The 20490-nt window shown below is 71.3% G+C and carries 18 protein-coding genes and 1 pseudogene; 4 read left to right on the forward strand and 15 right to left on the reverse strand.

The window, feature by feature from the left end:
- Positions 1-11: 11 nt before the first annotated feature.
- From ACI2L1_RS35575 to pflB, 6 genes are all read right to left on the reverse strand, one after another.
- A complete protein-coding gene (locus ACI2L1_RS35575; protein ID WP_404743554.1) occupies positions 12-905 on the reverse strand; it encodes a universal stress protein in 894 nt (297 codons plus the stop codon).
- Positions 902-1924, reverse strand: a complete 1023-nt coding sequence (locus tag ACI2L1_RS35580) for a zinc-dependent alcohol dehydrogenase (RefSeq protein ID WP_404743555.1) — start codon at positions 1922-1924, stop codon at positions 902-904. Before ACI2L1_RS35580 ends, ACI2L1_RS35575 begins: the two co-directional genes overlap by 4 nt.
- A gap of 25 nt (positions 1925-1949) precedes the next feature.
- A complete protein-coding gene (locus ACI2L1_RS35585) occupies positions 1950-2855 on the reverse strand; it encodes a universal stress protein (RefSeq protein WP_404743556.1) in 906 nt (301 codons plus the stop codon).
- Between the two features lie 157 nt (positions 2856-3012).
- Entirely contained in the window at positions 3013-3642 is a 630-nt protein-coding gene (locus ACI2L1_RS35590; protein ID WP_404743557.1) for a hypothetical protein, read from the reverse strand.
- Positions 3643-3865: 223 nt separating this feature from the next.
- On the reverse strand, positions 3866-4600 hold the full coding sequence (gene pflA / locus ACI2L1_RS35595; RefSeq protein WP_404743558.1) for a pyruvate formate-lyase-activating protein: 735 nt from the start codon (positions 4598-4600) through the stop codon (positions 3866-3868).
- A 5-nt stretch (positions 4601-4605) separates the two neighbouring features.
- Complete coding sequence (gene pflB / locus ACI2L1_RS35600) at positions 4606-6864, reverse strand: formate C-acetyltransferase (RefSeq protein ID WP_404743559.1); 2259 nt, start codon at positions 6862-6864, stop codon at positions 4606-4608.
- A 386-nt stretch (positions 6865-7250) separates the two neighbouring features.
- On the opposite strand from pflB, the gene ACI2L1_RS35605 reads away from it, so the two are divergent.
- Positions 7251-7880, forward strand: coding sequence for a universal stress protein (locus ACI2L1_RS35605; RefSeq protein WP_404743560.1), 630 nt, complete (start codon positions 7251-7253; stop codon positions 7878-7880).
- Between the two features lie 315 nt (positions 7881-8195).
- Here ACI2L1_RS35605 and ACI2L1_RS35610 read toward each other — a convergent pair whose 3' ends face one another.
- The 3 genes and pseudogenes from ACI2L1_RS35610 to ACI2L1_RS35620 all read right to left on the reverse strand — a co-directional run.
- A complete protein-coding gene (locus ACI2L1_RS35610; protein WP_404743561.1) occupies positions 8196-8705 on the reverse strand; it encodes a flavodoxin domain-containing protein in 510 nt (169 codons plus the stop codon).
- A 21-nt stretch (positions 8706-8726) separates the two neighbouring features.
- Entirely contained in the window at positions 8727-9458 is a 732-nt protein-coding gene (locus ACI2L1_RS35615; protein WP_404743562.1) for a CBS domain-containing protein, read from the reverse strand.
- 17 nt (positions 9459-9475) lie between these two features.
- A pseudogene (locus ACI2L1_RS35620) lies at positions 9476-9859 on the reverse strand (acetate--CoA ligase family protein); the annotation flags it as partial.
- 295 nt (positions 9860-10154) lie between these two features.
- Between ACI2L1_RS35620 and ACI2L1_RS35625 the strand changes: the two are divergent.
- The 3 genes from ACI2L1_RS35625 (at position 10155) to ACI2L1_RS35635 (ending at position 12132) form a co-directional block, all read left to right on the forward strand.
- Entirely contained in the window at positions 10155-10619 is a 465-nt protein-coding gene (locus ACI2L1_RS35625; RefSeq protein WP_404743563.1) for a cyclic nucleotide-binding domain-containing protein, read from the forward strand.
- Complete coding sequence (locus tag ACI2L1_RS35630) at positions 10616-11278, forward strand: CBS domain-containing protein (protein WP_404743564.1); 663 nt, start codon at positions 10616-10618, stop codon at positions 11276-11278. Before ACI2L1_RS35625 ends, ACI2L1_RS35630 begins: the two co-directional genes overlap by 4 nt.
- Before the next feature lie 152 nt (positions 11279-11430).
- Positions 11431-12132, forward strand: coding sequence for a response regulator (locus ACI2L1_RS35635; RefSeq protein WP_404743565.1), 702 nt, complete (start codon positions 11431-11433; stop codon positions 12130-12132).
- Positions 12133-12490: 358 nt separating this feature from the next.
- Here ACI2L1_RS35635 and ACI2L1_RS35640 read toward each other — a convergent pair whose 3' ends face one another.
- From ACI2L1_RS35640 to ACI2L1_RS35665, 6 genes are all read right to left on the reverse strand, one after another.
- Positions 12491-12850: a universal stress protein gene (locus tag ACI2L1_RS35640; RefSeq protein ID WP_404743566.1), complete on the reverse strand. Its 360-nt coding sequence runs from the start codon at positions 12848-12850 to the stop codon at positions 12491-12493.
- Positions 12851-12893: 43 nt separating this feature from the next.
- On the reverse strand, positions 12894-13616 hold the full coding sequence (locus tag ACI2L1_RS35645) for a CBS domain-containing protein (RefSeq protein ID WP_404743567.1): 723 nt from the start codon (positions 13614-13616) through the stop codon (positions 12894-12896).
- Between the two features lie 142 nt (positions 13617-13758).
- Positions 13759-14487, reverse strand: a complete 729-nt coding sequence (narI, locus tag ACI2L1_RS35650; RefSeq protein ID WP_404743568.1) for a respiratory nitrate reductase subunit gamma — start codon at positions 14485-14487, stop codon at positions 13759-13761.
- Positions 14484-15257: a nitrate reductase molybdenum cofactor assembly chaperone gene (gene narJ, locus ACI2L1_RS35655; protein ID WP_404743569.1), complete on the reverse strand. Its 774-nt coding sequence runs from the start codon at positions 15255-15257 to the stop codon at positions 14484-14486. The genes narI and narJ overlap by 4 nt, the downstream gene beginning before the upstream one ends.
- Positions 15254-16777: a nitrate reductase subunit beta gene (narH, locus tag ACI2L1_RS35660; RefSeq protein ID WP_404743570.1), complete on the reverse strand. Its 1524-nt coding sequence runs from the start codon at positions 16775-16777 to the stop codon at positions 15254-15256. The genes narJ and narH overlap by 4 nt, the downstream gene beginning before the upstream one ends.
- On the reverse strand, positions 16777-20463 hold the full coding sequence (locus ACI2L1_RS35665; protein WP_404743571.1) for a nitrate reductase subunit alpha: 3687 nt from the start codon (positions 20461-20463) through the stop codon (positions 16777-16779). Before ACI2L1_RS35665 ends, narH begins: the two co-directional genes overlap by 1 nt.
- Between the last annotated feature and the right edge of the window lie 27 nt (positions 20464-20490).

Raw genomic sequence — 20490 nt, forward strand, 5'->3', positions numbered from 1 at the left:
GCAGTCGGCCGTCACACGGGTTCCTGTTCGGGCACGATGGCGACCGGGCAGGCGGAGTGGTGCAGCACGCCGTGGGCCACCCGGCCCAGCTGGAGCCCGAAGTGCCGTTCGCTGCGCCTGGCTCCGACGACCAGGAGGTCGGCGTCGCGGGAGGCGTTCTCCAGGACGGTTCGGGCGTAGCCCTCGACCGTGCGGCGGTGCGCCTCGATGTCGCCGGGGATGCCCTGGAGGGCTGTCTCCAGGGCTTCCGCGGCCTGCTGCTGGTGCAGTCGCGCGGGTTCCCCGGCGAGCAGCGGATGGTCGGTGCTCTCATGTGCGGGGCACCGCCAGGCCCGTACCGCCTCCAGGACCGCACCGCGCCGCCGCGCCTCCTCGACGGCGAAGCGCACCGCCGCCGAGCCCGTCGGCTTCTCTCCCACGCCCACGACGACCCGGCCGTGGACCGGCGAGGCTGCCTGGTTGTCGTGGTTGCCCCGGACGACGATCATCGGGCAGTGGGCGTGTCCGGCCACGGTCAGACTCACCGAACCCAGCAGCGCCTCGGCGAGGCCGCTGCGGCCGCGGGTGCCCGTCACCAGCAGGGAGGCTTCGCGGCTCGCCCGGACCAGCGCGTACTCGGGTTCCTCGGCCTGCACGTCGGTGGAGACCAGCACATCGGGCCGACGGAGCCGGGCGCGCCGGGCGGCGGTCTCGACGATGTCCTCGGCCTGTACCTGCTCGGAGGGTTTGCCGAGGTCGTGCGACAGCTGGGTGCCCTCGTACCGCTCCCACAGCGAGGCATACACCAGGCGCAGCGGCAGACCTCGTACGGCGGCTTCGTCGGCCGCCCAGTCGACGGCGCGCAGACTCGGCTCGGAGCCGTCGACGCCGACGACGACCGGCGGATCCATCGACTTCGCGTTCATCGCCCGGCTCCCAGATCGAAGACGATCCGTGCCCTGACCTGACCGCGCAGCACGTCGTCGATGGACTCGTTGACCGTGTCGAGCGGGCGTGTCTCGGAGATGACCCGGGTACGGCCGGCCGCGTGGAGCCGGAACACCTCGGCGAGGTCCTGGCGGGTGCCGACGATGGAGCCGATCACACTGGTGCCGTTGAGGACGGTGTCGAAGATCGGGACCTGGATCGTGCCGTGCGCGGGCAGGGCGACCATGACGAGCTTCCCGCCGCGCCTCAGCCCGGAGTTGACGGCGGTGAAGGCGTCCTCGTTCACCGCCAGGGCGATCGCCGCGTGCGCCCCGCCGTACCGTTTGAGCACCTCGCCGACGTCGTCCTTGCGGGCGTCGATGACGAGGTCGGCTCCGAGTTCGGCGGCGAGTTCGAGCTTGTCGTCGGTGACGTCGATCGCGGCGACCTGGGCTCCGGCGATCTTCGCGTACTGGAGGGCGAGGTGGCCGAGTCCTCCGATGCCGGAGACCGCGACGAGCTGCGCGGGCCGTACACCGGCGACCTTGAGGGCCTTGTACGTGGTCACGCCGGCGCAGGTCAGCGGGGCGGCGTCGACGGCGCTCACGCCGTGCGGTACCGGCTGGGCGAAGTCGGCCCAGGCCAGCATCTTCTCGGCGTACCCTCCGTCGCAGCCGTAACCGGTGTTGACCTGCTGCTCGCACAGGGTCTCCCAGCCGGACAGGCAGTGCTCGCACCGCCCGCAGGCCTTGCCGAGCCACGGCACGGCCACCCGCTGTCCGAGGGCGAGGTGGGTGACGCCGTCGCCGAGCTTCTCGACCAGACCGACACCCTCGTGGCCGGGCACGAAGGGCGGGGTGGGCTTGACGGGCCAGTCGCCGTGGGCGGCGTGGATGTCGGTGTGGCACAGCCCGCTGGCCTCGACACGGACGCGGACCTGGCCGGGGCCGGGCTCGGGGTCGGGGCGCTCCTCGATGACCAGGGGCTCACCGAAGGCTCGGACGACGGCTGCCTTCATGGGTTCAACTCCTCAGGTTTTTCCGTCAGTTGTGCGGGACTACGGCGACGGGGGCGGTGGAGTGGTGCAGGACGGCGTGGGTGACGGTCCCGATGTGGGTGCCGAACGGGCTGCGGCGGATGCGGCGGCCCACGACCACGAGCGAGGCCTCGCGGGAGGCGTCGACGAGGTGGCTCGCGGGGGTGCCGTAGGAGGACTCCTCGGTGACCTCCACCGTCGGGAACTTCGTGCGCCACGGGGCCAGGACCTCACTCAGGGCGGCGGTCTCCCGCCGGGCCAGCTCGCCGTGGAGTTCCAGGTCCACGGACAGGCCGTAGGCGTAGTACGGGGGCGGGTTCCAGCCGTGCACGACCCGCAGGGACGTGCCGCGGCGGGCGGCGGCGGCGAACGCGAACGCGATCAGCTCCTCGTCCGGGCTCTCGATGTCGAGGCCGAGGACGACGGGCCGGAACGGGGTCGCGGCGGACGGGATGCCGACCGGGTCCATCTCGTGTTCGTCGGCGGCCTGTTCCCCGGCGCGGACCAGGACGACCGGCCGTTCGGCGTGCGCCACGACCGCCAGGCCCACGGAGCCGAGCATGAACCCGCCGATCCCGCTCAGTCCACGCGAGCCGAGGACCAGCAGCTCGGCGTCCTTCGCCGCGCTCGCCAGGACGTCGGCGGGCTGACCGGAGAACTGTTCGGTGCTCACGTCCAGGCCCGGGTGACGCAGCCGGATGCCGTCGGCGGTCTCACGTGGAATCCGCTCGGTCCAGTGCGCCTGCGTCTCTGCGCCGAGCAGCGGTGCCTGCGCCATGGGCGCCGGTACCGGCTCCCAGACCTGGACCAGCTTCAGGGGCAGGCCGAGCAGCTGCGCCTCGCGGGCCGCCCACTCGGCCGCCGCGCGGCTTTCGGGGGAGCCGTCGAGGCCGACGGCGACGGTGCGGATCATGATCTCTGCCTCCAGGATGGGTGGTTCCGATTCGAGCTTCGTCCTCGCATGACGCTCCGGGCAGGGGCCGCATGTCCCTGCACGGGGCCGACCGGCCCAGTCCGGTCTTCGGCACGGCGGACCCGCGCCGGGGTGGGGCCCGCCGTGCCTCCCACGGTCAGCGCAGCCAGCGGCTGCGGCGAACCAGCGGGAGCTTGGCCCAGACCCTGGCGAGCCCGAGGGTGTCACCGGCGGAGGCGGCGGCCAGGGCGATCAGGACGACGGCGTAGACGAGGTGGTAGTCCACGAACGGGTTCGTCGACATGCTCGGCGAGCCGTCCGAGAGATGCTTCGCGGGCGGCCACTCGGCGACCCACATCAGCGCCATCATCACGGTGCCCGCGACGGCCGCGAACCGCAGTGCCACGCCGGCCATCAGCGCGACACCGACACCGAGCAGCCCGAGCATGAACAGCCAGTCCGCCCAGGTGTCGCCCGCCCAGGAGTGGAACGTGGACTCCATCGGCCCGGCGGCCACCGAGCTCAGGAAACCCTTCGTCGGCGAGCCGCCGTCGATCCAGCCCTTGCCGGTGGGGGTCGCGTAGCCGAGGCCGAAGGTCTTGTCGAGGAAGGCCCACAGGAAGACGAACCCGGTGAGCAGACGCAGAGACGCGAAGGCATAGGCCCGAGCGGTGTGCGTGTCGGTGCGTGCCGACACGGCGGACTCGGAGGCGGAGGCGGTCCGGTTCCTGCGGATGGACGGCAGGTGGAAGCCCGGGCTCCGGTGAGGGTGCTCGTGCACGGCCATGGTCGTCATTCCCTTCGAGGGGCGGGGCATTGCCTGACACGGCTTACTCTCGTCGCCCGCAACGGTCGGCACCGGATGCCGAAGGTCTGTGGACGCTGGGCCGAACGGCCCTTCCTTCAGAGGCCGTTGGGGTCGGGCGGACGGGTCCCGGGGACACCTGCCGCCGGACGTTCGACGCCGACCTGACGGTCCGTGAGCCAGTGAGCCCTGCGGTGGCGGCAGTTCAGTGAGCCGTCAAGCCGTGCGCGCGGAACTGCTCCCTCACCCGCTCGACCGACTCGCGTGCCGGGCTCGGGGTCTCACACAGCGCGAACGGCACCCCCAGGGCGTCGTACTTCGCGGCGCCCAGCTTGTGGAACGGCAGTACGTCCACACGGTCGACCGAGCCGAGTCCCGCCACGAAGCGGGCCAGCCCTTCCACGGACTCCGCATCGTCCGTCCATCCCGGCACCAGGACGTAGCGGATCCACATCGGGACGCCGAGCCGGTCGAGACGCGTCGCGAAGTTCAGGGTGGGTGCCAGTTCTCCACCGCCGGTCAGCCGGCGGTAGGTCGGGACGTCGAAGGACTTGATGTCCAGGAGGACCAGGTCGGTGTCGGCGAGGAGTTCGTCGGTGGCGCGGGCGCCGAGGAAGCCCGAGGTGTCGAGAGCGGTGTGCAGTCCTGTCTCCTTGCAGCGGCGCAGGACCTCGGCGGTGAAGGCGGGCTGCAGGAGGGGTTCGCCGCCGGTGATCGTGACCCCGCCGCCGGCCGTCGTGATGAAGGGCCGGTATTTCTCGATCTCCGCCATCACCTCGTCGGCGGTCGTCTCCTTGCCGTCGCGCATGTGCCAGGTGTCGGGGTTGGCGCAGTAGAGACAGCGCAGCGGGCAGCCGGAGGTGAACAGGACGAACCGGGTTCCGGGACCGTCCACGCCGGTGGACAGGTCCCAGGAGTGGATCCGGCCGGTGGTCGCCATCGCGCTCACAGCGTTCCGTGGAAGGTGCGGCTGATCACGTCGAGCTGCTGCTCGCGGGTCAGGCGGACGAAGTTGACGGCGTATCCGGAGACGCGGATGGTCAGGTCGGGGTACTTCTCCGGGTGCTCCATGGCGTCCTGCAGCGTGGCGCGGTCCAGCACGTTGACGTTCATGTGGAAACCGCCCGCCGCCATGTACGCGTCGAGGATGCCGACCAGGTGGCCCGCTCGCTCTCCGGGGCAGTGGCCGAGTCCCTCCGGGGTGATGGTCGTGGTGAGCGAGATGCCGTCGCGGGCCTGCTCGTAGGGCAGCTTGGCGACCGAGAGCGCCGAGGCGGCGACCCCGTGCCGGTCGCGGCCGTTCATCGGGTTGGCACCGGGTGCGAAGGGCTGTCCGGCACGGCGGCCGTCGGGGGTGTTGCCGGTGTGCTTGCCGTAGACGACGTTCGAGGTGATGGTCAGCACGGACTGGGTGTGCTCGGCTTCCCGGTAGGTGGGGTGCCTGCGCACCTTCGCCATGAAGGACTCGACCAGTCCTACGGCGATGCTGTCGGCGCGGTCGTCGTTGTTGCCGTACGCCGGGAAGTCTCCCTCGGTGCGGAAGTCGACGGCGAGTCCGGTGGCGTCCCGGAAGACCTTCACGCGCGCGTACTTCACGGCGGACAGGCTGTCGGCCGCGACGGACAGGCCGGCGATGCCGCAGGCCATGAAACGGTGCACGGGGTGGTCGTGCAGGGCCATCTCGACGCGTTCGTACGCGTACTTGTCGTGCATGTAGTGGATGACGTTCAGGGCGTCGACATACGTCTGCGCCAGCCAGTCCAGGACGCGATCGTAGGCCGCCGACAGTTCCTCGTAGTCCAGGTACTCCCCGGTCAACGCGGGTGCCGTGGGCGCCACCTGAGCGCCCGTCATCTCGTCCCTGCCGCCGTTGACCGCGTAGAGCAGGGCCTTGGCGAGGTTGACGCGGGCGCCGAAGAACTGCATCTGCTGTCCCACCGCCATGGCGGAGACGCAGCAGGCGATCGCCGTGTCGTCGCCGGTGCGCGGGCGGGTCAGCTCGTCGGACTCGTACTGGACGGCGCTGGTGTCGATGGAGACCTGGGCGCAGAACTCCTTGAAGCCGGTGGGCAGTCGGGGCGACCAGAGCACCGTGAGGTTGGGTTCGGGCGCGGGTCCGAGGTTGTAGAGGGTCTGCAGGAAGCGGAAGGAGGTCCGGGTGACCAGGGTCCGCCCGTCGGCTCCCATACCGCCGATGGACTCCGTCACCCAGGTCGGGTCGCCGGAGAACAGGGCGTCGTATTCGGGGGTGCGCAGGAACCGTACGATCCGCAGCTTGATCACGAAGTCGTCGATCAGTTCCTGGGCGCGGGTCTCGTCGAGGAGCCCGTCCGCCAGGTCCCGTTGCAGGTAGACGTCGAGGAACGTCGAGGTGCGGCCCAGGGACATCGCGGCGCCGTTCTGCTCCTTCACGGCGGCGAGATAGCCGAGGTAGAGCCACTGCACGGCCTCGTGGGCGGTCGCGGCGGGGCGGGTGACGTCACAGCCGTACGTGGCCGCCATCCTGGTGAGCTCGCCCAACGCCCGTATCTGCTCGGCGAGTTCCTCCCGGTCCCGGATGACGTGCTCGGACGACGGCCGGCCGTCCAGCAGGGCCCGCTCGGCGTTCTTGGCCTCGATGAGCCGGTCCGTGCCGTACAGGGCCACACGCCGGTAGTCGCCGATGATCCGTCCTCGGCCGTAGGCGTCGGGAAGCCCGGTGATGATGCCGGCCTTGCGGGCGGCGCGCATGTCGGGTGTGTAGGCGTCGAAGACACCGTCGTTGTGGGTCTTGCGGTAGGTGCCGAAGACCCGCGTGACGAACGGGTCGGGCTCGTAGCCGTACGCCTTGAGGCTGTTCTCGACCATCCGCAGGCCGCCGTTCGGCATGATCGCGCGCTTCAGCGGGGCGTCGGTCTGCAGGCCGACGACGAGTTCGCGGTCGCGGTCGATCCAGCCGGGGGCGTGCGAGGTGATCGTGGAGGGGGTGGCGGTGTCGATGTCGAGCACGCCCTTGCGGCGCTCTTCGGGGAACAGCGCGCCGACCTTCTCCCACACCTGGCGTGTGCGGTTCGTGGGGCCGGTCAGGAACGACGCGTCGCCTTCGTACGGCGTGCAGTTGGCCTGGATGAAGTCGCGGACGTCGACGCGCTCGCGCCATCCGTTCCCCGCGAAGCCTCGCCAGGCGCCGGCCGTCCGGTTGTCTGCTGTCACGGTGACGGTCATCGCCGGTTCCCTCTCATGCTCGTTCCTGCGCGCATGCGTCTTCCACTTCCGATCCTGTTGAGTGGTCCTTGCCTTGAGGAGTGCCGACCAGGGCCGCGGCGGGGGCCGTACGGCCCTGCTCCGCCGTCCGCCCGGCCCAGGGCCTCTCCCCCGTGGCCGTGTTCAGTCATCGGTGAGGTCCGGCCGGACCGACGTGCCCGACCTGCCGTGGGCGATCTCGTACACAGGCACCTCCTGCGCTCTGACTGCTGTCGGTGTCAGCGTCTTTCTCGGGCCGCTCGCCGGGTAGGGGCCGCCGGGACCGCAACCGGGTCCGTTCGGTCCCTCCCCGTACCGACGGCCGGCGGGCACGGTGGTGGTCCCATCGGTTCGGAAGGCGGTTCGGCATGGAGCGAGTGGTCATCGCCGGTGACGACGGGTCGGCGGCGGGCCGTGCGGCGGTCGACTGGGCGACCCGGGAGGCCGAACTGCGCGGGGCGGCACTGCGCGTGGTGAAGTACGACGTTCCGGCCGACGCGGAGATCGTCGTCCTGGGGCGGAACACGGCCGAAGGGCGGGTGGCGGCCGCCGCGTCCTCCCGCACGGTGGTGCTCGTCCCCGAGGCTCCCCCGCGTCTCCACGGCGAAGTCGCGCTCGGCCTCGACGCCCGCGACCCGGCGGGCCCCGCGGTCGCGTTCGCCTTCGAGGCGGCCCTCGTGCGCGGGGCGCGGTTGCGGGCGGTGCACGCCTGGGCGCTGCCCGAGGAGGCCGGCGACTGGCCCTTCGCCGTCCCGGAGGAGGAGCGGGCCGGCTGGGAGGACCAGGAGGTCCAACTGCTGTCCGACGCGCTGCGGCCGTGGCGGACGAAGTATCCGGACGTGGACGTTCTGGAGGACGTCCTGCTCTTTCCTCCCGCAGAGGCGTTGAGCCACGTCTCCGCGCACGCGGAGCTGCTGGTGCTCGGCCGACGCTCGGGTGGCACGGCACGATCCGTGCTGGCCGCCGCCCGCTGCCCGGTCGCCGTTGTGCCGTCGTGAGCCCCCCGCGGGGCGGGTCGGCCCGGCGAACAGGTCCGTTCAGCGGCTGCTCGGTCTGTGGGTGGGCGCCCGTCTCGCCGTGGTCGTGGACGCAGCCGCCCCCACCCGGGCACCCCCGGACGCGTGCACCGCCTCGAACTGGACGCCGGACAGCCGGCGTCTACGCCGTGGAAGGCGCCGACAGCGAGTTCGGCACCGGCCTCTCCCCCACCGTCGCCGCCGCGGACCCCTCGTCGGCCGGGAGGCCGACACGACCGTACGGCGCTTCCACGGCGACGACGACCGGGTGCACCAACCGTCGACGAGGTTGTCCTGTCAGGTCGGCTTCCGCTCCTTGAGCAGCTCGTCGGCGATCCGTGCCGCCCACGCCTCGATCGCGGGGAAGTCGCGGAAGTCTCCGCCCTTTCCGCTTCGCACGATCATCCGGGCCATGCGCCCCTTGGCGCCTTCCTCCAGGCAGCCGCCGAACGTGACATGACCGCGGGCGTCGAGCCGGGTCAGGGCACGCCGCACGCCGGGCACGGGTGGGATGTCCCTCTCCGAGGCCGAGGCGTCGAGCGGGCCGCTGCTGAACAGCCACAGCGGCCGCTCGGCCAGGTCGCGGCGGTGCCGGCGCAGGAGACGGCGGGCGTCCCTGTGCCAGTGCCCCGCGTACAGGGCGCCGCCGATCACGACGGCGCCGTACGGTGTGACGTCGGAAACGGTCGCCGCGGGTGCCGTCTCGGCGGTGACGCCCTCCTTGCGCAGGACGTCGGCCACCGCCTCGGCGATCCTCGCCGTCGATCCGTTCTTCGTTCCGTAGGCGACCAACACGCTTGCGGGCATGGCGGTTCGCCTCCCTTCATTTCACAGCTTGCGCAGCCAGTCGTCGGCGACCCCGTGGAAGGCCGGCTGGTCCGGCCGCAGGTGCGAGTCGTCCAGCCGATGGACGAGCTTGTCGACGACCCCGACCACCCCGTCGATCTGACGGGTCATGGAGACGGCGATCTCCGTCTCGCTCTTGCGTTCCATCCGGCCGGCGAGCGTGACCACTCCTTCGACCACGGAGACGTCGATGCTGTGCGGCGGCAGCCACAGCGCCCGTTGCAGCACCTCTTCGAGGATCACGGTGCGGATCTCCGCGTCGGGCCGCAGGAACACCTTCAGCAGGTCGCGGCGGGTGACGATGCCCACGAGCCGGTTCTCCTCATCGAGGACGGGCAGCCGCTCGATGTGGTGATGCGCCATGGTCCGGGCGGCATCGACGACGGTGTTGTCGGCGTACACCGTGATGGGCGGCGTGGTCATCAGGTCACCGGCGGTGCGAGCCCTGACCTTCGCGTCCCGTGTCCTGCCCCTACGGGTCAGGGCGGCGAGCCGGGAGTGCTTCCTGGGCTCGTAGGGGTCGGGGGTCGCCGCCTGACGGATCATCAGGTCGGTCTCCGAGACGACTCCGATGACCTTGTCGTCCTCGTCGACCACCGGCAGCCCACTGATGCGGTGCTCACCGAGGAGCCGGGCCACCTCCTTGAAAGGCGTCGCGTACTCGGCGCGGACGACGTCCGTGATCATCACGGAGCCGACCTTGTTGTGCTTCATGGTGTTCCTCCTCAGCCTCAGCGGAGTCGGCGCAGATTGGGGTCCTGTGGCCTGCGGGGCGGCAGGCGCACGCGCGCATCGAGCACGGTGACTCCGCCCGGTGTCGCGGGAACAGGGTTGGAGTCGGCCTCGGCCAGTTGCGGCAGGTCGCTCGCCATCCGGGACAGCCTCGGCAGCAGTTGCTCAAGGCCTTCGAGGTCGACGGGCCGCGCGCCGTCCGCGCCGTCCGCGCCGAACAGCAGCGGGGCACAGCGCGGGGAAGTGATCAGTTCGTGCACGTCGTGGTCGGTGAGCGGGGCGAGCCGTGCGGCGTGGTCGGCGAGCACCTCCGTGGCCCTGCCGCCGAGGCCGAACAGGACCAGCGGTCCGAAGACCTCGTTCTGGACCGCGCCCGCGAGCAGGGCGTGGACCGTGGGCCTGCTGAGCGCGTCGTGCGTCATCGCGGAATCCCTTCCAGGTCTGTCTGCACTTCGAGCGTCCACCGGAACGGGCCGCGCTCCCATGGGCTGTCCGGGTGCGGACCGGGGGCCGGTCGGCCCCTGATCCGGTCCTGTCCCGGGCATTCCACGGCCGATGACGTCCGGGGACAGGACCTGCCAGGTGGCCCGCCGGTGGGGCCGGGTGGCCCATGGTCCGTGCCGTGACCCGGGCACACGCTGGGGGTGGCAGTTCCGTACGCCTTACTGGAGGCACGCCATGAACGCTCCCGTGACGACGAGCATGCCGCGGGCGCTGTCCCCCGAGCATCGGCAGCGGCTGATGGGGATGGCCCACGAGGTGTCGTACCCCCAGGGCACCCGGCTCTTCGAGGAGGACGGCCGCGCGGACCGGTTCTGGATCATCCGCACCGGCGCGGTCGACCTCGACATGCGCGTGCCCGGCCGCCGCGCGGCCGTCATCGAGTCCCTCGGACACAACGACCTGGTCGGCTGGTCCTGGCTGTTCGCCCCGCACGCCTGGCACCTGGGCGCCGAGACGGTGACCCCGCTGCGGGCGTACGAGTTCGACGCCGAGGCGGTGCGGGCGGCGTGCCGGGAGGATGCGCAGTTCGGCCTCTGCGTCGCCGGCTGGGTGGGCCAGGTCGTGGCGCACCGGCTGCGCGCGGCCCGCACCCGGCTGCTGGACCTGTACGGCCCCTACGGCAGCGGGGGTCTGCGATGACGACCGGATCCCCGCACGTCGTGAGCGACGTGATGACCACTCCCGTCGCCGCGGTCGAGGGCGGGGCGGCCTTCAAGGACATCGTGCGGACCATGCAGGAACGCAAGGTCAGCGCACTGCCCGTGGTGGACGGCGCGGACCGGGTCGTCGGGGTGGTCTCCGAGGCCGACCTACTGCCCAAGGAGGAGTTCCGCGACAGCGACCCCGACCGGTACACACAGCTGCGAAGGCTGTCCGACCTCCGCAAGGCCGGATCGGTCACGGCCGCCGAGCTGATGACCTCGCCCGCCCTCGCCGTGTCGGCGGACGCCACCCTCGCGCAGGCCGCGCGGGAGATGGTGCGGGCCCGCGTGAAGCGGCTGCCCGTCGTCGACGACGGTGGCCGGCTGCTGGGCATCGTCAGCCGTGCCGACCTGCTCAAGGTGTTCCTGCGTGAGGACGAGGAGATCGCGGAGGAGGTCCGCCGGGAAGTGGTGGCGTACCTCTTCCCCGCACCGGACTCGACCGTGCTGGTGGAGGTCGGCGACGGCGTCGTGACCCTCGGCGGCCGGGTCCGCGACACCTCCCTGGTGCCCGTGGCGGCACGTCTGATCCGGGCCGTCGAAGGGGTGGTGGACGTGCGGTTCGCCCTCGACGCAGTGGCCCCGCCCTCGGTCTGACCCGGCGCTCGGCCGTGCCCTTCCCCCATTTCTCAAGGTGCGCCATGGTCGGAGTGGGGCCGGTCGGCCCTAGTGCGACCGGCCCCGGCGAGTGATGATCGTGAGCACAGGCGTTCGTCGTACGTCTCACACCCGGGGAACAAGGGGTCGACATGACCGAGGCACGCACCTTCACAGCGCAGGACCCGATCCGCGTCTTCCTGCTCGACGACCACGAGGTCGTCCGGCGCGGTCTGGCCGACCTGCTTGACGCCGAGCCGGACATCAGCGTGGTCGGCGACGCGGCGAACGTGGAGCACGCCCTCGTACGGGCCCCCGCGGTGCGGCCGCACGTGGCCGTGCTGGATGTGCGGCTCCCGGACGGCGACGGCATCACCGTCTGCCGTGAGCTGCGCAGCGGCATGCCGGAGCTGGCCTGTCTGATGCTGACATCGTTCGACGACGAGGACGCCCTCCTGGACGCGATCATGGCCGGAGCGTCCGGCTATGTCCTCAAGCAGATCAAGGGGTCGGACCTGGTCTCGGCGGTGCGCACGGTGGCTTCGGGCCAGTCGATGCTCGACCCGGCGACAACGGCCCGGCTGATGCGTTCCCTGCGCGCGGAGCCGGCCGGGGCTCCGGAGGTGGCGCCCGAGCTGGCGAGCCTCTCCCCGCGCGAGCGCGAGATCCTGGCGCTCATCGGAGACGGCCTGACCAACCGCGAGATCGGCAAGAGGCTGTACCTGTCGGAGAAGACGGTCAAGAACCACATCTCCCGGCTGCTGGCCAAACTCGGCGTCCAGCGCCGGGTGCAGGCCGCGGTGATCGCCACGCAGTTGGAGCAGCCGGAGCCGGGGACCCCGCACGGGCGCTGAGCGGAGCGCCCGTTGTGTCATGTCCGCCACTGGATCAGCGCGCGCCGTCATGGGGCCCCGGCACGAGCGCGCACGAGCGTCGGGGAGCGTGCGATCGCAAGGCATGCGTGCCAGGCGCCCGGCCGAGGACATGACACAGACGCCGCCACGGTCCACGGCGTGCGGGCCTCGCTGCCGCATCAGGCCATGAGTGGCCCGACCTTCGCGGGGAACTGGTCCACGGGCCGGAGGACGGGCGAGCGCACGCGCAGATGGTGGTCCGTCCGGGCCACGGCCCTGAAGGACCGGCCTCTCCGCGTCGTGCGGTGACGCTGGAGTGGGACCCGCTGTCGGCACCGCGCTGAGCCCCGTACGGGGCTCAGGCCCGCACGCCTCCGGCCGGGACCACGGCGACGGTGCAGGACGCGTGCCGCAGCACCGCCCGTCCGACCGATCCCGACAGGACGTCCACGAAGCCCGTGTGCCCGCGTACGCCCACCACGGCGAGCTGGGCCCGGGCGCCGATCTCGGTCGCGGCGCGGCGGGCACGGCCACTGATCCTTCGGAAGCTGACCTTGACGTCCGGGTGCTCCTCCCTCAGCTTCGACAGCACCTGTGTGCCGACGCCGCGCCCCCGGGTGTGCAGCACAACCAGCTCCACGCCCCGCTGCGCGGCCTCGGCGAAGGTGAACTCGGCCGCGGCGCGGGCCGCCGCCGAGGGGCCGTCGGCCAGCACCACGGGGCCGGCGTCGTCCGCCCGGCCGCGGCACCACGAGCACCGGTCAGCGGGCCGTCCGGCTCTCCTTCGGGTCCGGGCGGTCCCCGGTGTCGGGAAGATCCGGGTCCAGGTCCGGAACGCGAGGCGGTCCGGCAAGCGCGCAGTCGACGTCGACCACGCCCTCCACGGCCCGCGCCAGACGGGTGGCGACGGGTACGGACGCGGTGTTGCGGACCCGGCCGGTCAGTCGTACGACCCCGTCGCGCACATGCACCTGGATCGGCTCGACGGGATCGGGAAAGAGCGGCCCGACGACGTCGCGGCGCACCTCCCGGGCAATGTCCTCGTCGTCCCGCAGGAACACCTGGAGCAGGTCGCGGCGGCTGACGATGCCCTGCAGCCGACCGGTCCGGTCGACGACCGGCAGTCGCTTGACCCCGTACCGCGCCATGGTCCGGGCGGCCTGGGCGAGCGTCGCGTCGGCCGCGACCGTGACCGCGGGAGCCGTCATCAGCTCCCCGGCGGTCCTCGCACCGGCCTTGGCGAGGTCGGCGAAACGGTTCATCCGGGTCTTGGGATCGAGGGCGCCTACGTGGAACTCCTCCTTGAGCAGCAGATCGGCCTCGGAGACGACGCCGACGACCCGCCGCTCGTCGTCCAGCACGGGCAGGGCGCTGATCCGCCACTGCCTCATCGTCCTCACGATGTCCTTGAACGGAGCGCCGCTCATCAGGGCGACCACGGTGGGGGTCATCACATCGCTCACGGTGTGCGGGGTGGCGGACATGGTGTCCTCCTACGGTCGCGCGGTGCGTGGGGGCCTGTCTTCAGGCTCCGTCACGGGCGCGGGGAGGACATGGGCCGAGTGGCCCCAATACGGGTCCCCTGTGGGCACTTCTGCGACGACCCGCATGCGCACCCGGCACCGATCACCGCATCTCCCCGGGCGCGGGCCTGCCGACCCGGACCACGTCCGCCCGCCGCCGGTAGACCAGGTAGGGCCGGACCAGGTAGCCGAGCGGGACGCTCCACACGTGCACGAGGCGGGTGAAGGGCCAAGCGGCGAAGAGGAGACAGGCGGTCAGGGCATGGAGTTGGAACAGCAGGGGGACGCCGCTGATCGCGTCCGGCTGCGGCTGGAGGGTGAACACGCCGCGGAACCAGACGGATACGGTCTCGCGGTAGTCGTAACCACCGCCGAAGACGTTGTGGGTGGCGGTCGCCGAGATGCCGAGGAGCACGGTGCCGGCCAGCAGCGGGAACAGCAGCTTGTCGCTGCGGTCGGTGGTGAGCCGGATCCTGCGGGTGAGCAGCCGTCGGGCGCACAGCATGCCGAACCCGGCGACCATGGCGACGCCCGCGACGGAGCCCAGCCAGACGGCGGTGAGATGGTACGTGTGCTCGGAGACGCCGGCGGCCTCGGTCCAGGAGGCGGGCACGGCGAGGCCGACCACGTGTCCGGCGATGACCGCGAACGCGCCGAGGTGGAAGAGCGGGCTGCCCCAGCGAAGCCAGCGATGTTCGAGGAGCTGGCTGGTGTGGGTGGTCCAGCCGAACTGGTCGTGCCGGTAGCGCCAGACGTGGCCGACCACGAAGACAGCCAGGCAGACGTAGGGGAAGGCGACCCACAGCAGCAGGTCGGCGGCGGAGGTGTTCATCGGCTGTCGTCCTGACGTGCGGGCGGGACCCGGGTCGGCGGGGCCTGTTGGGGCGGGGTGAAGGTGCCGGGCGGGGCGAACTCGCCGCTGCCGTAGGGGTCGAGGCCCACGTCCTCGGCGGGCGGTCCCTCGGCGGCGAGTTGCGCGACGGCCGCGAGGTCCGCCTCGGTGGGTGGCGGCAGCAGGGAGCTCAGGGCGGCGAGCAGGTGGTGATAGGGGGAGCCGGCGTCCGTGAGGGCATGGTGGATCAGCTCAAGGCCGCGCCGGTGCTGCCGAAGGGGTGCCTCGCCGCGTCCGGGTCCGCCGAGCGCCGCGAACTCCAGGACGACCGGGAGGTGGTCGGGCAGTTCGCCGCCGTCGATCTCCCAGCCGGCGGCCCGGTAGCGCTGGGCGAGGGCGAGCAGGGCCATCCCGCGGCGGCGGGTGTCGCCGTGCAGGTAGTAGGTGAGGTAGAGGCTGCTCTTGCGGCGCAGGTCGAACGTCTCGACGTAGTGCCGCTCCAGAGCTTCGGGCTCCTCTGCCGTGAACCAGGCCATGAAGGCGGTCAGTTCGGTGGCGGCGGGTGACGGCGGGAGGGCGGTCACAGCGGCGGCCAACTGCCGCCTGCGGGACGTCAGTTCGCTGTCCGGGTACTGCAGGAGCAACGACAGCAGCCGCAGTTGCAGGGCGCGGCGCTCGGCTTCCTCGGGTGTCGGCACGGTACGGCGGCGGGAGGCAGCGCGGATGCGGGTGCGGACGATCGCCGGGATGGTGGCGGGGAGCGGGCTCACGGGTGGCCTCCGTCGGTCGAACGGCGCAGGGTGGGCATGCCGAGCAGGACCCGGCGTTCGGACGGCGCGTCGCCGTAGTCCACCGGGCAGCGGTTCTCCATCGCGCTCAGCGCGGCCGCGTCCTCCTTGTGGGCGGCCGGGACGACGTACCGGTCCTGGTACTTGGCTACGGCGAGCAGCCGGTGCAGGTCCTCGGCCTCGCGTGGGGTGAGCCCGACCGCCGTCAACGCGCTCTCGTCGGCCTCCTCACCGAGGGTGCGGGTGCGCATGTGGGAGCGGAGAGCGGTGAGTTTCATCAGCACGCCGGCGACGACGTCGGTGTCGCCGGCGGTGAACAGTTCGGCCAGGTACTCCAGTGGGATGCGCAGCCGGGTGACGGCCGCGAAGACGTGGTCGGGGTCGTCCTGGTCGCCGCCCGCGCCGGTGACGGCGTCCAGGACCGGGGAGAGCGGGGGCACGTACCAGACCATCGGCATCGTCCGGTACTCCGGGTGCAGCGGCAGCGCCACCTTGTAGCGCATGACCAGGTCGTACACCGGGGAGCGGCGGGCCGCCTCCAGCCAGTCCTCAGGGATTCCGGACTCCCGTGAGGCGGCCCGTACTTCGGGGTCGTTCGGGTCGAGGAAGACGCCGCGCTGGGCGTCGAGGAGGTCCTGTACGTCCGGGCTGGCGGCGGCCTCGCCGACGCGGTCGGCGTCGTAGAGCAGCAGGCCCAGGTAGCGCAGTCGGCCGACGCAGGTCTCGGAGCAGACGGTGGGCTGGCCGGCCTCGATGCGCGGGAAGCAGAAGGTGCACTTCTCCGCCTTGCCGGTGGCGTGGTTGACGTACACCTTCTTGTACGGGCATGCCGTCACGCACATGCGCCAGCCGCGGCAGCGGTCCTGGTCGACCAGGACGATGCCGTCCTCGACTCGCTTGTACATCGCGCCCGACGGGCAGGCCGACACGCAGGCCGGGTTGAGGCAGTGCTCGCACAGGCGGGGCAGGTGGAAGAGGAAGGTCTGCTCGAACTCGAACTTCACCTTCTCCGCCCACTCACCGCTCAGGTTGGGGTCACCGCCCGCGTTCTCGGGAGCGCCGCCGAGGCCGTCCTCCCAGTTGGCGCCCCAGGTGATGGCGGTGGGTTTGCCGGTGAGGACGGAACGGGGGCGGGCGACCGGGATGTCCTTGCCGGCCGGGGCGCTGACCAGGTTGTCGTAGTCGTAGGTGACCGGCTCGTAGTAGTCCTCGATGGCGGGCAGGTCCGGATTGGAGAAGAGGGACAGCAGGCGCTTGACGCGGCCACCCGAGCGCAGGACCAGGCGGCCCCGCTTGTCGAGCATCCAGCCGCCCTTCCACTGCTCCTGGTCCTCGTAGCGGCGCGGGTAGCCGACGCCGGGCTTGGTCTCGACGTTGTTGAACCAGGCGTACTCGACGCCCGTGCGGTTGGTCCACGTCTGCTTGCAGGTGACCGAGCAGGTGTGGCAGCCGATGCACTTGTCGAGGTTCATCACCATCGCGATCTGGGCCATGACCCTCATCAGTAGTCGACCTCCTGGGAGCGGCGGCGGATGACGGTGACCTCGTCGCGCTGGTTGCCGGTCGGGCCGTAGTAGTTGAAGGCGTAGGTGAACTGCGCGTAGCCGCCCGCGAGATGGGTGGGCTTGAGCAGCAGCCGGGTCAGGGAGTTGTGGATGCCGCCGCGCCTGCCGCTGACCTCGGTCTTGGGGACGTTCACGGTGCGGTCCTTGGCGTGGTACATGTACACGGTGCCCTCGGGCATCCGGTGTGTGACGACCGCGCGGGCGGCGACGACGCCGTTGCGGTTGTACGCCTCGATCCACTCGTTGTCCTTGACGCCGATCTTCTCGGCGTCGGCGGTGGACATCCAGATCACCGGGCCGCCGCGGGAGAGGGCGAGCATGTAGGCGTTGTCCTGGTACTCGGAGTGGATGGACCACTTCGAGTGCGGGGTCAGATAGCGGACGGTGACCTCCGCCCGGCCGTCCTCGTGCAGGTGCTCGTCGCCGTAGTGCCGGTGGGTGTTCAACGGGGGCCGGTAGACCGGGAGTTGCTCACCGAGCTCGGCGATCCAGTCGTGCTGGACGAAGAAGTGCTGGCGGCCGGTGAGGGTGTGCCAGGGCTTCTTGTGCTCGGTGTTGATGACGAACGGCGAGTAGCGGCGGCCGCCGGTCTCCGAGCCCGACCACTCGTAGGAGGTCATCACCGCGCGCGGCTGGGTGCGGGTGTCGGCGAACGTGATGCGCTCGGCCTCGCGTTCGGACGCGAGCTCCACCAGGCCCTCGCTGCCCGTCTGTTCCTGGAGCCGACGGAAGCCCTCGGTGGCGAGCCGGCCGTTGGTGGTTCCCGAGAGGGCCAGGATCGCCTCGCACATCTGGGTGGCGGTGGCCAGCGAAGGGCGGCCTTCGGCGATGCCCTCACGGACGGTGCCGCAGCGGTGGCGCAGGTCTTCGATCTCGGGGCCGACCTGGACGGTGACGCCCTTGGTCGTCGTGCCGAGCCGGTCCAGGAGCGGGCCGACCGCGCGGATCTTCTCGGCGACGGCCGGGTAGTCCCGCTCGATGGTGACCAGCTTCGGCATGGTGCGGCCGGGGTCCGGTTCGCACTCCCCCGCCTTCCAGTCCCGTACGACCCCGCCGGGCTGGGCGAGTTCGTCGGGGGTGTCGTGCAGCAGTGGCACGGCGAGCACGTCGGTACGGGTGCCGAGGTGCTCACGCGCGAGTTCGCTGAACCGGTCGGCGATCGTCAGGAAGGCGTCGTAGTCGGTACGGGCCTGCCAGGGCGGGGCGATGGCCGGGGTGAAGGCGTGCACGAAGGGGTGCATGTCCGTGCTGGACAGGTCGTCCTTCTCGTACCAGGTGGCGGCCGGCAGGACGACGTCGGCGAGCAGGCCGGTGGAGGTCATCCGGAAGTCCATGGTGACCAGGAGATCGAGCTTGCCCTCGGGTGCCTCGTCCCGCCACACCACGTCCTGGGGGCGGCCCTCGGGAGGTGTCTCCTGGGAGCGGACCGCGGCGTCGGTGCCGAGCAGATGGCGCAGGAAGTACTCGTTGCCCTTGCCGGAGGAGCCGAGCAGGTTGGCGCGCCACACGGTGAGCACACGCGGGAAGTTGGCGGGGTCGTCGGGGTCCTCCGCGGCGAACCGCAGCCGTCCGGCCTTGAGTTCGTCGACGATGTGGTCGGCGACCGGGCGGTCCGCGGCCGCTGCCTCGTCCGTGAGGTCCAGGGGGTTGCGGTTGAACCCGGGGTGGCCGGGAGTCCATCCCAGACGGATCGCCTGCGCCAGACAGTCGGCGGTCGACCTGCCGGTGAACCGGCCCTCACCGAGCGGGGAAGCCAACTCATCGGGCCCGAAGGCCTCGTAGCGCCACTGGTCGGTGTTGAGATACCAGTACGAGGTGCCCGCCATGTGCCGAGTGGGTCGCTGCCAGTCGAAGGCGAAGGCCAGGTGCTGCAGGCCGGTGATCGGGCGGATCTTCTCCTGGCCGACGTAGTGCGCCCAGCCGCCGCCGTTGACGCCCTGGCAGCCGGTCATCGTGGTCAGGGCCAGGAAAGCACGGTAGATGGTGTCGGAGTGGAACCAGTGGTTGGTGCCGGCGCCCATCGCGATCATCGAACGGCCCTGGGTGCGCTCGGCGTTGCGGGCGAACTCGCGAGCGATCCGCGCCGCCTGCTCGGCCGGGACCGAGGTGACGGTCTCCTGCCAGGCCGGAGTGTAGGGATGCGACGCGTCCTCGTACGACGTGGGCCAGCCGCCCGGCAGGCCTGGGCGGTGGACACCGTACTGGGCGAGCATCAGGTCGAACACGGTGGTGACGAGACGGCCGCCGATCCTGCGGACCGGGACACCGCGCACCATGGTCGAGCCGCCCTCGGTGGCGCCCTCGTCAAAGCGGGGCAGGACGATCTCCACGTTTTCCTCGGCCCGCTCCAGCAGGCTCAACTCAGGCTCCACGTCACCGAGTTCGAGGTTCCATCGGCCTCGCCCGGCTTCCCCCCAGCGGAAGCCGAGCGAGCCGCCCGGGACCACCGGTTCTCCGGTGGCCCGGTCCAGGAGGACGGTCTTGAAGTCGGCGTGCTCCTCGTCGTCCCGGCCGAGATCAGCGGCGGTGAGGAAACCGTCGGGGACCAGTCCGTGTGCGTGTTCGCGTAGGGTCACCAAAAACGGCGCGTCCGTGTAGGTCCTCAAGTACTGCTGGAAGTACGGCACTTCGCGGTCGACCAGGAACTCGCGCAGAATCACGTGCCCCATGGCCATGGCCAGCGCGCCGTCGGTGCCCGGGTGCGGGGCGAGCCATTCGTCGGCGTGCTTGACGTTGTCGGCGCAGTCGGGGCTGACCGCGACGACCTTGGTGCCGTTGTAGCGGGTCTCGGTCAGGAAGTGCGCGTCCGGGGTGCGGGTGACGGGGATGTTGGAGCCCCACATGATCAGGTAGCCCGCGTTCCACCAGTCGGCCGCCTCCGGTACGTCGGTCTGGTCGCCGAAGACCTGCGGCGAGGCGATCGGCAGGTCGGCGTACCAGTCGTAGAAGGACAGCAGGGTGCCGCCGATCAGCGACATGAAGCGTGCCCCGGACGCGAACGACGCCATCGACATCGCCGGGATCGGGGAGAAGCCCGCCACGCGGTCCGGTCCGTAGGTCTTGACGGTGTGCACATGGGCGGCGGCGACCAGCTCGCTCACCTCGTCCCAGTCGGCGCGCACCAGACCGCCTTTGCCGCGGGCCCGCTTGTACGCCCGTGCCTTCGCGGGGTCGCCGGTGATCTCCGCCCAGGCCGCGACCGGGTCACCGAGCCTGCGCCGCGCCTCACGCCACAGCTTCAGCAACTCGCCCCGCACGTACGGGTAGCGGACCCGGCTCGGCGAGTAGGTGTACCAGGAGAAGGAAGCGCCCCGCGGGCAGCCGCGCGGCTCGTACTCGGGACAGTCGGTGCCGATCGAGGGGTAGTCGGTGGCCTGGTGCTCCCAGGTGATGATGCCGTCCTTGACGTACACCATCCAGGAGCAGGAACCGGTGCAGTTCACCCCGTGCGTGGAGCGCACCACCTTGTCGTGTGCCCAGCGGTCCCGGTAGAAGCCCTCCCACTTCGGGTCGGCATCGCCGAACACCGCCCGGCCGTCCGCCGACACCTCACGGCGCGTCAGCAGGCGCCGCGTGGCCAGCGGCCAGCTCTCGGCACCCCGTGCCGTCTTCTCGTTCTCCATGGACCGGGACGCTATGCGGGGTCGCGA

This window comes from Streptomyces sp. NPDC019531 (genome assembly GCF_044903305.1).
GTDB lineage: Bacteria > Actinomycetota > Actinomycetes > Streptomycetales > Streptomycetaceae > Streptomyces.

What these genes read in the sequence shown, in the direction of transcription:
- narH (WP_404743570.1), bottom strand. Translation starts at nt 16,777, where the DNA reads ATGAGGGTCATGGCCCAGATCGCGATGGTGATGAACCTCGACAAGTGC.
- narI (WP_404743568.1), bottom strand. Translation starts at nt 14,487, where the DNA reads ATGAACACCTCCGCCGCCGACCTGCTGCTGTGGGTCGCCTTCCCCTAC.
- pflB (WP_404743559.1), bottom strand. Translation starts at nt 6,864, where the DNA reads ATGACCGTCACCGTGACAGCAGACAACCGGACGGCCGGCGCCTGGCGA.
- ACI2L1_RS35615 (WP_404743562.1), bottom strand. Translation starts at nt 9,458, where the DNA reads ATGAAGCACAACAAGGTCGGCTCCGTGATGATCACGGACGTCGTCCGC.
- ACI2L1_RS35575 (WP_404743554.1), bottom strand. Translation starts at nt 905, where the DNA reads ATGAACGCGAAGTCGATGGATCCGCCGGTCGTCGTCGGCGTCGACGGC.
- ACI2L1_RS35625 (WP_404743563.1), top strand. Translation starts at nt 10,155, where the DNA reads ATGAACGCTCCCGTGACGACGAGCATGCCGCGGGCGCTGTCCCCCGAG.
- ACI2L1_RS35590 (WP_404743557.1), bottom strand. Translation starts at nt 3,642, where the DNA reads ATGGCCGTGCACGAGCACCCTCACCGGAGCCCGGGCTTCCACCTGCCG.
- ACI2L1_RS35645 (WP_404743567.1), bottom strand. Translation starts at nt 13,616, where the DNA reads ATGTCCGCCACCCCGCACACCGTGAGCGATGTGATGACCCCCACCGTG.
- ACI2L1_RS35580 (WP_404743555.1), bottom strand. Translation starts at nt 1,924, where the DNA reads ATGAAGGCAGCCGTCGTCCGAGCCTTCGGTGAGCCCCTGGTCATCGAG.
- pflA (WP_404743558.1), bottom strand. Translation starts at nt 4,600, where the DNA reads ATGGCGACCACCGGCCGGATCCACTCCTGGGACCTGTCCACCGGCGTG.
- ACI2L1_RS35585 (WP_404743556.1), bottom strand. Translation starts at nt 2,855, where the DNA reads ATGATCCGCACCGTCGCCGTCGGCCTCGACGGCTCCCCCGAAAGCCGC.
- ACI2L1_RS35665 (WP_404743571.1), bottom strand. Translation starts at nt 20,463, where the DNA reads ATGGAGAACGAGAAGACGGCACGGGGTGCCGAGAGCTGGCCGCTGGCC.
- ACI2L1_RS35610 (WP_404743561.1), bottom strand. Translation starts at nt 8,705, where the DNA reads ATGCCCGCAAGCGTGTTGGTCGCCTACGGAACGAAGAACGGATCGACG.
- ACI2L1_RS35630 (WP_404743564.1), top strand. Translation starts at nt 10,616, where the DNA reads ATGACGACCGGATCCCCGCACGTCGTGAGCGACGTGATGACCACTCCC.
- ACI2L1_RS35605 (WP_404743560.1), top strand. Translation starts at nt 7,251, where the DNA reads ATGGAGCGAGTGGTCATCGCCGGTGACGACGGGTCGGCGGCGGGCCGT.
- ACI2L1_RS35635 (WP_404743565.1), top strand. Translation starts at nt 11,431, where the DNA reads ATGACCGAGGCACGCACCTTCACAGCGCAGGACCCGATCCGCGTCTTC.